Below are 12,959 nucleotides of genomic sequence, written 5' to 3'. Positions count from 1 at the left end.
TGTCTTTATCAATTTGATTCAGAATATTACAGATATTATATCCAAAATTGAAGCATTATCCAACTATTGGTAAACCGGATGTTATTTCCGGAATCATTTATTATAGCGCGTTTCACATGACTTGATACTATTTTAAAGTATCGCATTAGCTATTTTCAGGCACTTAATACCCGATTTCAGTATCAAGTCATGTGAAACGCGCCATAGCTAAAAACAGCTTCTTCTGGTTAGTTGAAATGATGAAGCAGAAAGCAGAGAAAATAAATGAAGCAACATGACATATTTATTCCCAATGATTCTATAGAGCGGATAAACCGAGTTTACGGGTTCATTTGCAGCGCATTGGAATGCAAAAAAATTTGGTATTCGATACTCGGAATATTACTTTTTATTCATATTCTGCCCATATGGATATATCCTTTCTTTCCTAGCCAAGATGGTCCCAGCCATGTTTACAATGCCAAGATTTTGTTGCAATTTTTTGACCATTCCAATTATCAGTTAAGACATTTTTTCGATGTGCATTTTTCTCTTTTGCCCAATGTGACAGCCCAATGGTTATTGCCTGTTTTTATGATCATTACTGAACCGATTACAGCTCAAAAAATATTGCTGACCCTTATGATCATTCTGCTTCCTCTGTCTCACATATATCTGACAAAGTATTACGATACAGACACGAATGTATTTTCCCTAAGCGCTTTTATTTTTTCATACCATAATTTTTTTCATATGGGATTTTTCGCCTATACGCTTGCAATCCCTCTTTGTTTCTTTACCGTGGGCTACTGGCTGAGAATTCGTTCCCAAATCGGGCATCGGGAAATATGTATTTTTTTTACTTTGACATACCTGACTTTTTTAACCCATTTTGCTCCTTTTGCCGCCATGATGGTTATATTGGCAGTTATTTATTTTTGTGATTTGGCTGCATACCTGTATCGTAAAATCAGAACGCCGAACAAAAACACAGATAATTCAGGCGGTATTCGCTCTTTAAAGGATTTAATATTCCAGGCTTTTCTCTTTATGCCTGTCTTTTTTTTGGGGATATACCATGTTACTTATTCTCCTCCGGGCAATGAGGAATACAGAGGGACAGATTTTTTGCTAACATATCTGTGGGAGGACCTTACGCTTGTTACCTATACCGATGCCCATAAACCCATTGTCAGAGTTGTTTGGATCATTATTATTCTTGCTGTTCTGAGCAACATTATCGTCAGGATAATCAGAGAGAAGGCTGTTTCTCAGCGGGATGTGATGCTTATCGGCTTCGGATGCCTTCTGTACCTTTATTTCAGCCAGCCCTGGACCGCATTGGGCAGCAGCTGGATCAATGAACGAATACTGCTCGTGCTGATGTTGATTTTGTTTGTCTGGTATGAGCCTTTTCCCAAACTCTTGCAAATCTTCTTTGGCTCTGCATTATTTCTGACAGTATTATGGCAGTTGTACACATTTTCATATGAATATTCATTGCTGCAACCCAAATTAAAAGAACTGACCCAAGTTACAGATATGGTTGAGCCGCATTCCACACTGTCATATGAAACAAAGGGCTCTTATTTTGAATCTTTAAAAGCACATACAAAGAATGTTTCTCCCCTTCATCATATGATCTGTTACTATGGCTTGAAAAAGGACGTTGTCAACCTGAGTAACTATGAAGCATACTGGCACCACTTTTATGTAAACTGGAGGCACCATCCGGACAGACGCGAGGCTGATTATCTGCTTCAATCCGACCACGGACATGACGAACATGATAAAAGTTATGAGATCATTTACCAGACAGAAAATGTCAAGCTGTTGCGGAAAAAGCAGAAATTTTCCCAACCCTGCATTTTGCAGGAATTTCCAGACGGAAGAAAGAAACTCGTTTTAAAAATAAGCAATCGCTCCAAGAAAATATCAGACGGAGTCTTTGAAGTAAAATATGACCGCCGATTTGAAACAGGTAATTTGGGATGGATTAACGCCTGCTTCGACCATAAATCACTAAAAAAGAATCCTGCCCACAATGTTTTCACACATTATGTGAGTTCGGAACATGACGCAGCATTTCGGGTTATGCTACCTAACGGAACATATGAAGTTGTTTGTTATTTCGGAAAGGATAAGACAGGGAAACAGCAAATAAATCTGATTGCGAATGATCAGCAAGTGGTTGAAAATATAGTCATTGATTCCTCACAAAATTTTAAAAAGATTTCTTATCCGATTAAAATAACTAACGGAAAATTGGATCAGGTGTTTTATACTCGCTGGAAAAAAAGCAATCAGCTTGATCACCTTCCTTACTGGACTCTCAGCGGAATAACCATAACATCAACAGATAATCAGAATAGTCAGGAGCTTTCATTGACCTCTCAAATTTCCTCTGACACCAAATCTGACAGGCCCGATCTTCAGGATGATCCGGAACTTTCTTTGCCTCAGAAATTTTTTCTCGATGCCAAATCTGACTGGTCTGACACCGGCATCCGCGTCACCAAAGGGGAACATCTGAATTTTGAGTGCGGCGGAAACTGGGCCGCTGCTTCGGAAGATGTCAAAGAGACATGGCCGGACACCGGCCCGGAAGGTCACGGAGACCATCCCGCGGAAAAAGCATTCAGCCATCTGGATTCTCAGAAAGAGATGCCCGGGATTCCTTTCGGGACATTGCTGGGAAAGGTGGGAAACATGGTTTTCCGCATCGGTGACAGGGAAAAAGTGACCATGCCGGAAAGCGGCAGGCTTTTTCTGGTGATCAACGACTGCCCGCCTTATCGGTATGACAACCGGGGCGGTCTGAGCATCACTTTCCGACGGCACCGGTGAATCGGTGAACAAGTACAAGGAAAAGGGATAAGAAACAATAAAGAACGGAATGCTTTTTGCAATAGCAAATTTCATGCCGACAATTAAAAATTTATTATATCCGAATTTCGAAAATAAAAGTTAACTTTCATAGCAATATCTGTTAAACTTCTCCTGATATAAGAAAGGAGAAACAGTTTATGGAAAAGAATTCGGAAAATTATCAGAATCCCACTGTTTTCGACAGATTGTTGGAACCGGTTTCCCCTCTGGCTGAGGAACAGGCTCGGAAACTCACCCCTCACCATAATGAAAAATTTTCTTTTCCCGAGTTCTTCCGGTTGCTTATTTTTTATTTTGTATCAGGTGTTTCCAGTATGAAATTGTTAATCAGCACCTGTCTGAAAAAAAATCTGCTGCCGCCGGAACCGAACCTGACCGGAGTGCCTTACAGCACATTCAGTGACGCATTCGGAAGATTCCCGCCCGATCTTTTCAAAGCCGTTTTTACCGCTCTGATCGCTTCTGTGAGTCTGCAGTCCGTCCCGGAACTGTCTTCTCTCGGAGTCCTGTATTGTGCTGACGGTTCCCTTTTCCCCGTTCTGAAATCCATGCACTGGGCGGTGTATAAGAAGAACTGCAACGCCGCCCGTCTGCACCTTTGTTTCGAACTGAACCGGATGATCGCGGCGGATATCCTTGTGGGCAGCGGCAATTCCTCCGAAAGGGATGCCCTGCGGCGGATGCTTGTCGCCGGCGCCACCTACATCGCTGACCGCGGCTATGCCGCCTTCGATATGTTCCATGATATCGCACAGGCTCATGCCCATTTTATTATCCGGGTAAAATCAAATCTGCTTTATACCTGTGAGGAATCTTTTGCCGTCCGGATACCGGCATCGGTGAGGTTCCTCTTCTCGCAGATAACGGACGAGGCGATCCGCTATGACAATGATCCGCATTCCCATGTCTGGCGGCTGATCCGCTTCGAGGCAGGCGGAGACACCTTTTATATACTCACCGACCGCCATGATCTGACCACTTTCCAAATCATAATGCTTTACGCATACCGCTGGCAGGCGGAGCTTTTTTCAGATTCCTGAAACGCACCATGACCGGTATCCATCTGATAAAACAAAATGAGGACGGCGTCACGATTCAGTTCTGCGCCATGCTCATCACGGCTCTGTTGCAGCTGAAAAAAATGAAACAGGATGCTGTCATTGCTCAGAATAAACAGGATGTCCGTCCGTCCGGAGTTAAAAATCCGCATTCCGAAGCAAAGAGAGCGGACATGACGGATTCCGACAGTAAAACCGGATTGACGGATGCCGCAGATGTTCCGGATACCGGGCATCCTTCGGAGTCATCTCCGCAGAGCGGAGAAAGATGCAATACGCGATCTGACGAAATTCTTTCTCATCCTTATCAGTTCTTTGAAATGATAGGAGAGAAAACAGGCAAATATTGGAAAATCGGTATTCACTGGCTGACAACATTGCGTCAGATACTGCATAGTCCTTTTGATGACCGTGCAATTGAAATTTTAGGGAGCGGATAAAAGATAGTATGGTAATATCCACCCGACTTCGTACAGTTTTCCCGGGCTGACACATTATAATTTCGTCAGTTTATTATAAATTTCAGTAAAAGGTGAAGTGTATATTACTGGGGTGATGAAAATGTCACAAACCGGGCTGACAATTGCGATCCCATTTTTATTCCGCAAATTTTTTATGACTTAAAAATCAGGCAGTCAAAAAATGAGGGGAACAAAAACGGGATCAGCTTTTTCAGAGCCTTGGAAACATTTTCATCACCCCAGGCAGAACCCCACCCTACGATCTGAAAATTTCACGGTCGGAGGCGAAAGAAGCGATTTTTTTATGAGTGGTTGTCCAACAATTGAATAAGTTGTGATATTAACGCCTCAATGCCGTCCCTTGTGGCAGCGGATACGGACATCACCTGCATCCCCTTTGCCGCAGCCCGGAACATCTCTGCCCGTTCCGAAGCACCGGGAATATCCAGCTTGTTCAGCACCACGATCTGGGGCTTTTTGGCAAGGGTCTCATTGTACAAGGCAAGCTCCGTGTTTATGGTTTCATACACAGAAAGGGGATGATCCGGGTCAATCTCGGATGCGTCAATCAGATGGAGGAGAATGCGGGTGCGCTCGATATGTCGGAGAAACTGGATTCCCAGACCGGCCCCTTTATGCGCGCCCTCAATCAGACCGGGGATATCCGCAACCACAAACGGCTCGCCCCATCCGGCCTGAACCACGCCGAGACTGGGCGTAAGGGTGGTAAACGGGTAATTGCCCACATTGGGAGTGGCTGAGGAAACCGCACGGGTAAGGGTGGATTTGCCTGCATTGGGAAGCCCGATAATACCGACATCCGCAAGCAGTTTCAGCTCCAGTCTGAGTGTCAGTTCCTCACCTGGTTCCCCGGGCTGGGCAAACCGGGGGGTGCGGTTTGTTGAAGACTTAAACCGTCTGTTCCCCTGCCCCCCCCTGCCGCCTTTTGCGACGATCAGGCTTTCATCCGGATGGACAAAATCTTTGACAATTTTTCCGGTCTCAGCATCCGTGACCAGGGTTCCGGGAGGGATTTCAATGATGATGTCATCAGCGTTTCGTCCGGTTTTCTGTTTGCCCTGACCATTCTGGCCATTCCGGGCTTTGAAATCCCGCTTAAATTGAAAATGGTACAGGGTGCGTTTTCGGGAGGTTGTCTCCAGGATCACATCCCCGCCCTTGCCACCGTCTCCGCCATCCGGTCCGCCCCGCGGTACAAATCGTTCACGTCTGAAACTGACACAGCCGCTTCCGCCGTGTCCGGACCGGACAGTAATTAATGTTTCATCAATAAATTTCACGCGGTATAAACACTTGCTCGTTTACGTGAACGACCTACCCGCTCATATTGGACAATACCGTCAACCTTGGCGAACAGGGTGTAGTCCTTGCCCACGCCCACATTTTCTCCGGGATGTATTCTTGTTCCCACCTGGCGCACCAATATGTTGCCAGCCCTCACACTCTGACCGCCGTAAACTTTCACACCACGGCGTTGTCCGTTACTGTCGCGGCCGTTTTTTGAACTACCGCCTGCTTTTTTATGTGCCATTATTCTGTCTCCTCTGCTGAAAATTGAAGATTGAGAATTGTTTTATCAATTGTTCATCATCAATCAAAACGGATTGTTATTCCGAAGCTGTGTCAGGGCTGACCGCTTCGGGTTCCGCACTTTCCTGTTTTTGTATTAATCCTGCGCTTCCCGGGCCTTCAATGGCATCTATTCTGACGGCTGTATATTGCTGGCGATGTCCCCGGGTCCGGCGATATCTTTTCCGTCTTTTGTATTTAAACACAAGAATCTTTTTTGCCTTGCCCTGTTCCACAATGCAGCCTCTGACCGCCACATTCCCCAGCACCGGCTGACCAATTTCCACATTTTCCCCGTCGGAAAACATCAGGACGTTGTCAAAAGAAATCGGAGAACCGACTTCCCCGAGAATTTTTTCAACTCTGAATATATCCCCCTGTTCAACCCTGTATTGTTTTCCGCCTGAACTCACTACAGCGTACATATTATTCAAAAAACCTCCTTTTTCACATTCATTGGGCATAATTTACTAAAAACACCAAATATTAAGCTATTTAAAAAATTTGTCAAGAAAAATCAGTCAGTCACTATGTAAAATAAATGACAGGGTCTGATAACAAAAAGAATTTTTCTGATTATAACGGATTTAGGGGAGGGCACAACATCCTGAAATGACTATATGTCAGAATGGAAAATCTGTCCGTCACGGGGTTCCGGGAACCGGAAATTCAGGATATTTGTTTTCCCGGAAACCGACGTTTTCCGGGAATGTCCGTCCGGCTTTCTGCGAAAACGGAAGGTCGCGCGCAGCCTCCCGAAATCGGAGCCTCCCCTGAATCCGTTATAATCAGGAATTTTTTAATGAAAAAATTATTCTGTTTTCCAGCGGAATTTATCAGCTCGGCAGGAGTACCCTATAGAAACCCCCTGTTGATTCGGTTATATCGAACACACGGGCAACGACATCTTCGCTTTTATAATTTATAACGTGGGTTGCACCTCTGCTGAATTTCTCTTTTCTCTTGATTTTCATATTGTTATATGATATTTTTTACCCATCGTTCTGAGAGCGTTTTTTGAATTTCTAACAAAATTATAACACAATAAAGGAGGTGATAAAAATGATTAAAGATAAATCTGAGGATGCCTTTTCGCCGGAATGGGTTAAAAGAAATATCAGCGATCCTGCTCATGAGCTTGTCGTTCTCCGGAACATAATTCCGTGGGAGAGAATTATCATACCGCTGACACGGAAGCATCTATATTTAGATGTTTTTGGGATTTTCCGCATTTCCGCCCAAAAAAGCATCTGTATCTATATGCAAACATCTACATATAGATGCTTTCGGGAAATTTCCGCCCTTCCATCCGAAAAGCATATGCATCCGGATACTTTCAGATGATTCCAGTTTAATTTATGCAAAAAGCATCTGTCTTTAACACTGTCATCAACTGAGCTTTTTATTTCTGTTGGATTTTCAGTTCCGGAACGAATTGTTGGGGAAAAGCGGATTTTGAAAAAGCGCAGTCAGTTTATGCCATCGGACAGTATAAATTGTATTGGAACGAGAACAGGAGGACAATTCACTTCGTGGTTAAATTCTAAGTCAGTTGTGTGAGTACTGCCCGGGAAATGACCATACGTTGCACTTCGCTTGTGCCTTCATAAATCTCTGTGACTTTTGCATCACGGAAGTAGCGTTCCACATCATATTCCTTGCTGTAGCCATAGCCGCCGTGAATCTGGACGGCCATATTGGACACACTCGAAGCCACTTTGCTGCAATACAGTTTTGCCATGGCAGCCTCAGCACTAAAAGGCTTTTTATCATCTTTCAAAGCGCATGCCCGATACAGCAGCAGTCTTGCCGCATCTATCTCCGTGGCCATGTCAGCCAGGTAGTTCTGAATGGTCTGGAATGAAGAGATGGGCTTTTTGAATTGCTGGCGTTCCTTGGAATATTTTACAGAGGCCTCAAACGCGGCCTGGGCAATTCCGAGGGCCTGGGCCGCAATACCGATTCGTCCTGTGTCAAGGGCTGCAAGCCCGATTTTCAGCCCGTCGCCCGGACGCCCGAGCAGGTTGCTTTCTGACACCCGGCAGTCTTCAAGGAACAGCGATGATACCGGATTTGCCCGCATTCCGCACAAATCTTCTATTTCCCCCACAGAAAAGCCCGGGGTGTCTTTTTCCACAATCAGAACGCTTGCGGCACGGCGCGGGTTTTCAGGATCGGTGATTGCAAAAATCAGGGCTGACCCGCACACACCGCCGTTGGTCACAAATATTTTTGTGCCGTTGATCACATAACGATCATCATCCTTTACCGCGCTGGTTTCAACGCCGCCCGCGTCAGAACCGGCATTGGCCTCGGTGAGACAGAACGCGCCGATGCGTTCTCCGCTCGCAAGCGGCGGCAGCAATCTTTCTTTCTGTTCTTCGGTTCCAAAAAGCACGATGGGGTAAGTTCCCACGCTGTTATGTACGGTGACACAAAGTCCCACGGCCGCGGACACGCGGGAAATTTCCTCAATAATAATGGCATAGCTGATGCTGTCCACCTCTGCCCCGCCGTATTTCCGGGGAACTTGCAGACCAAAAAAATTCAGCGGCCGCATCTTTTCAATGACCTCCCAGGGGAAGCGCGCCTCACAATCAATGTCATAAGCAATGGGCCCGAGTTCTGCCTCAGCGAACTTGCGCACTGTCTTACGAACCAGTTTATGCTTCATGCACGGATTAAAATCCAAAACGATCTCCTGATGATTTAAATAGATAATTTGGCAATCCATTTACAGGGAATACCCGCGTCTGTCAAGTGGAAACAGAAAATCAGTCACCAAGATCATATAAAAGCCACAGGTTTGGTTTTGTAAAAAGATTTATCAAATCAAATAATTAGATTTATTGACAGGAGATATTGCAAAGCAGTAAAGGATTTCCCCAAAAATAATTTTGAATCGGGTATGTTATTTATTTGGAACTCCTTAATCAAAAAATTTGCCCTGAACTGCTGCTGTTGGCAGCTCATAACTCGGAATTATCAATATAAAAACTGCCGAGGCTGAATCAGATATTTTCGTTGAAAAAATAATAAATCAGCTATAAGATATTTTAACTTTGAAAGACTGATTAAAAATAAGGAGACATGCATGTTCGGAAGCCGCTCACCGGAAGAGAAAGCTGAAATATTAAGACAGCATTTTGTTGAAAAGAAGCCGATAGCAGCCCTTTGTGAAGAATATCATATCCGGCCGGAGGTTTTCAGACGCTGGGAAACATCGCTTTTTGAAAACGGGGATCTGGTGTTCAGACAGATTCCCCATGACGGAACCGATTATTTTCAGAATTATGATTTTGTCGTGAACTGGCTGTCGGAGATATTTCGGGGAAAGACGCTCGCCGTCCTGGGAGTCGAAACTGGTGAAATCCGGCGGGTCTGCTCCTTCAAGCCTTCTGAGATTTCGGTCAGCGCGGGCATCATGGATGTGATATTCGAAGATATCGCGGGAAAAGCCTGGCATCTCGAAGAACAGCGTGACATGACCGAGGATGACCTTTACCGGTTTGCTACCCAGCACTTTTCCGCGGCAAGGGAATGGAGGGACAACATCACGGATATCATTCTGAACTCCGGGAAGCCATATTCGGGCAGAAAGGAGATACGGACGCAGTCGGGGACATACAGACCTGTGATTGCCGATCTCACGAAGCGTCAGGGGCCGGAACGCCTTGAGGAAATCCGGGAAGCCATCAGCAGAGGAGACACATCCGCGCTTACGGAACTTGTGTTTCTCCCTATGTACGGCAGAGATACAGACGAAAAACAGGGACAGTTTGTAAAAAAAATTCTTGAATTCGAAATTGATCTCTTCAGGCAGGACAAAATGCCTGTGATGCTTGTTGCTGCCACAATGATCATGGCGAACAAGCAGATTGACAAAGCGACTTTCAAGGAAATATGGGAGGGTCTGAAAATGTTGGATATTTTTGAATATGCCCGTGAATTGATAATAGAGGAAGGGAAAGAGAAATGGAAAGAAGAAGGGAAAAAAGAAGGGAAAAAAGAAGGGAAAAAAGAAGGGAGACTGGAAGCGGCCCGTGAGATGGTCATAGAAGCCCTTGAAGCATCCCTGGGCATCGTTCCCGGGTATATTGCCGACGAAGTTATGTCCGTTTCCCGTCCGGATATATTGAAGGGGCTGCTGAGACAGGCTATGCAATGCAAGGAAATCGAAGCGTTTGAAGAAATACTGAAGCTGGCCAGAAGGCAACCTGCGGACAGCCTTTACCGTAGAGATCAATGAATACCAGATTTCCCATTTGAGAGGGAGCAGGAGAGACTTGGAGTGATGAAAATCAGTGTTGGCTGAATTTCTGTTACTCAATGATCAAGTGTATTGTATTTTCTGAATTTTCGATATGGGAGGCTCTGAGCATCAGCCGTGAACTTCTGACAGGACAGCGAAAATTTTTGCTCAGGTACACTTATTTCATTTCAGTCATTATTTTTTTGTATTGCATTTCACAGCGATTTCGATTAGTGAATTTTCAAAAGTAAATATTCGGAGGAGAGTTTCACATGTTCAGGTTTAACCCTCCGCCCTAAAAGGAGATCAAAGATGAAAATTATGTTGGCCTATGACGGGTCAGACGCGGCAAAGGAAGCGTCTGAATTAGCGCATAAACACGCGAAAGCATTTAACGGAAGCGTATATATAGTGACTTCACTGGGCAGTTCACATGATGTGCCTAAAAAAGATTTTGAGGCTGCTGAACAGGATTTGAATTCTGCTGAAAATCTTTTAAAAGAGAATAATATCACCTGTGAAACCCATCTGCTGGTTCACGGGCTTTCTCCGGGAGAAGATTTGGTTCAGTTTGCAGAGGCAAATCAGATTGATGAGATTATTCTGGGAGTCAGGGAAAGATCAAAAGTTGGAAAACTCCTACTCGGTTCCACAGCCCACTATGTGATTATGAAAGCCCCATGCCCGGTTGTCACGATCAGATAACCCGGATACGGGAAAAGACCCGAAAGCTCTCCCCGGGGAGATCATACGCCGAAGACGCGGGACAACACGCCTTGCCGATTGAATCTTCCCCCCGGGCCCGTTTTGACGGAGGCACAATCGTCCTTGACAATGTGCCCCGTCATGTCAGTCCGCCTGAGCCTTTTCGCTGGCATCAGGGCAAATGGCGATGTCCTGCCTTTCATTATCGTGCCGTCCGTGCCTGGTTCAGAGAACAGGGCATCCGCGACATTATTCCCCGGTGGCAAAAATTAACGCTTTGTTTCCGCAATGACCGAACACCGCATGCTTATCAGAATGAAGCCCTGAACACCTGGCTGGGAGACGGGTGCCGTGGCAGTGTTATACTGCCTACGGGTGCCGGTAAGACACTTGTGGCGTTAAAGGCGGTGGCTCAGACAGAAGTCAGCACCCTTGTGATTGTGCCGACAATTGATCTGCTTCATCAATGGTACGCTTGTCTGGAAAATGCTTTTGGGGACAGCGCGGGGACCATCGGCGTGTGGTATGGTTTGGAAAAAGAGATTCGTCCCCTGACCGTGACCACATATCACAGCGCGTGGGCAAACGCTGACATGTTAGGGGACAAGTTCAAGCTGCTCATTTTTGATGAAATTCATCATCTGCCCGCGCCCTCATGGCATGAAATCGCGCTGATGTGTGCCGCGCCTTTTCGTCTCGGACTGACCGCGACTTATCCCGAAGCGGAGAGGGGCTTTAAGAATTCAGGCAGATCAGACGGTGTTCATGAACCCCAGGCCCGATTTGGCTCAGGATCTGATTCCTCGGCTTTGCTGGATGAAATCGTCGGGCCGGTGCTTTATCGCAAATTCATTGACGAACTCACGGGGAAACAACTCGCGGAATATCGCACCCAGCGTATCCGGGTCAGTTTGTACGAAGATGAGCAGGCAGTGTATGACGCGGCCCATGAAATTTATATGGGATATGTGCGGGAAGCCCGTTTGCCTGCCCGTTACGGCCCGGGCTGGTGGGATGAATTTACCCGCCGCAGCGCTTATGATGCCCAGGCCCGCAGGGCCAAGGTGGCTGAGTTAAAATTAAAAGAAATTGTCCATCAGGCCCGGGCAAAACTTGATATTCTTGATCAGCTGCTCCGGGAGCATCGCACTCAGCAAATGATTATTTTTACTGCCCATAATCGTTTTGCTTATCGCATTTCCCGGGGTCATCTCATTCCGGCCATCACTCATCAGACCAAAGCCGCGGAACGAAAATCCGTTTTGGATAATTTCCGGGCAGGAATTTGTCAGGCCGTTGTCACCACCAGGGTTCTGAACGAGGGGATTGATGTGCCAGCGGCCAAAATTGCGGTGGTGCTGGGGGGGAATGCCGGTGCCCGTGAATATGTCCAGCGTCTGGGGCGGGTGCTGCGTAAGCAGGGGAACACCGAGGCCGTATTGTATGAAGTCATTGCCCGCAAAACAGTGGATGAAGGCATTGCCCGGCGGCGCAAAAGTTATCCAAAAAAATAATTTCTTGTTTCCCCTTCTGCCTCCCTTCAAAGGGCGACTTTTCAGCTTAACTTAATGGTGTAAGACTGTTTGCCGGACGGGGTTGCAAACCCATACGCATCAAGCTAAGAAGATAACATACTGATTTTGTTGGCTCCGACTGAATGGCAGCCGAAACGCAAAACCTTGATTTTCGGGGGTTCCGGAATCATAAAAATCCTTAGCTTGATGCATATGGGTTGCAAACCCCGTCCGACAAAGAGAAACCCCGTCCGGCAAAGTCCGGCAAAATCGAAGTGATGCTTCGCATGGGACCGAAAGGAAAGAGCGCAGGGACACATCACTGACATTTCTCTGCAAATAATGCTGGATTTTTATTACAAAATATGACAATATTAATAAATTTAAAAAATTTAAGATGTCCGAATCGGATTCCCTCTACAATTTTACCATAAAAATATAAAATATAATCTCAGGTAGTTAAAAAAATACCAACTCTGACTTTCGGCTGTGAAATTACAGAAGACGGTCG

At 45.8% G+C, this 12,959-nt stretch carries 10 protein-coding genes; 6 read left to right on the top strand and 4 right to left on the bottom strand.

Features of this window, described 5'->3' with window-relative positions; all coding sequences use genetic code 11:
* Positions 1 to 264 precede the first annotated feature (264 nt).
* The 3 genes from dnm_RS23265 (at position 265) to dnm_RS23255 (ending at position 4,366) form a co-directional block, all read left to right on the top strand.
* A complete protein-coding gene (locus dnm_RS23265; protein WP_207679280.1) occupies positions 265 to 2,826 on the top strand; it encodes a hypothetical protein in 2,562 nt (853 codons plus the stop codon).
* Between the two features lie 179 nt (positions 2,827 to 3,005).
* Positions 3,006 to 3,908: an IS4 family transposase gene (locus dnm_RS23260; protein ID WP_207679279.1), complete on the top strand. Its 903-nt coding sequence runs from the start codon at positions 3,006 to 3,008 to the stop codon at positions 3,906 to 3,908.
* Positions 3,909 to 3,916: 8 nt separating this feature from the next.
* Entirely contained in the window at positions 3,917 to 4,366 is a 450-nt protein-coding gene (locus tag dnm_RS23255) for a hypothetical protein (RefSeq protein ID WP_207679278.1), read from the top strand.
* Between the two features lie 323 nt (positions 4,367 to 4,689).
* Here the strand turns inward: dnm_RS23255 and obgE are convergent, their stop codons facing one another.
* From obgE to dnm_RS23235, 4 genes are all read right to left on the bottom strand, one after another.
* Complete coding sequence (obgE, locus tag dnm_RS23250; RefSeq protein WP_207679277.1) at positions 4,690 to 5,688, bottom strand: GTPase ObgE; 999 nt, start codon at positions 5,686 to 5,688, stop codon at positions 4,690 to 4,692.
* Positions 5,685 to 5,939, bottom strand: coding sequence for a 50S ribosomal protein L27 (gene rpmA, locus dnm_RS23245; protein WP_207679276.1), 255 nt, complete (start codon positions 5,937 to 5,939; stop codon positions 5,685 to 5,687). Before rpmA ends, obgE begins: the two co-directional genes overlap by 4 nt.
* A 76-nt stretch (positions 5,940 to 6,015) precedes the next feature.
* On the bottom strand, positions 6,016 to 6,402 hold the full coding sequence (gene rplU / locus dnm_RS23240; RefSeq protein WP_207683743.1) for a 50S ribosomal protein L21: 387 nt from the start codon (positions 6,400 to 6,402) through the stop codon (positions 6,016 to 6,018).
* A 1,118-nt stretch (positions 6,403 to 7,520) separates the two neighbouring features.
* Positions 7,521 to 8,669: an acyl-CoA dehydrogenase family protein gene (locus tag dnm_RS23235; RefSeq protein WP_276571825.1), complete on the bottom strand. Its 1,149-nt coding sequence runs from the start codon at positions 8,667 to 8,669 to the stop codon at positions 7,521 to 7,523.
* 402 nt (positions 8,670 to 9,071) lie between these two features.
* On the opposite strand from dnm_RS23235, the gene dnm_RS23230 reads away from it, so the two are divergent.
* The 3 genes from dnm_RS23230 (at position 9,072) to dnm_RS23220 (ending at position 12,448) form a co-directional block, all read left to right on the top strand.
* Positions 9,072 to 10,226 carry a hypothetical protein gene (locus dnm_RS23230; protein ID WP_207679275.1) on the top strand — a complete coding sequence of 385 codons (1,155 nt, stop codon included), beginning with the start codon at positions 9,072 to 9,074 and terminating at the stop codon, positions 10,224 to 10,226.
* Positions 10,227 to 10,541: 315 nt separating this feature from the next.
* Positions 10,542 to 10,934, top strand: coding sequence for a universal stress protein (locus dnm_RS23225; RefSeq protein ID WP_207679274.1), 393 nt, complete (start codon positions 10,542 to 10,544; stop codon positions 10,932 to 10,934).
* Positions 10,910 to 12,448, top strand: coding sequence for a DEAD/DEAH box helicase family protein (locus dnm_RS23220; RefSeq protein WP_207679273.1), 1,539 nt, complete (start codon positions 10,910 to 10,912; stop codon positions 12,446 to 12,448). The genes dnm_RS23225 and dnm_RS23220 overlap by 25 nt, the downstream gene beginning before the upstream one ends.
* Positions 12,449 to 12,959 lie beyond the last annotated feature (511 nt).

The organism is Desulfonema magnum (assembly GCF_017377395.1).
Lineage (GTDB): Bacteria > Desulfobacterota > Desulfobacteria > Desulfobacterales > 4be13 > Desulfonema_C > Desulfonema_C magnum.
The sequence above is the reverse complement of the archived record's forward strand: the minus strand, read 5'-3'. Positions and strand labels throughout refer to the sequence as shown.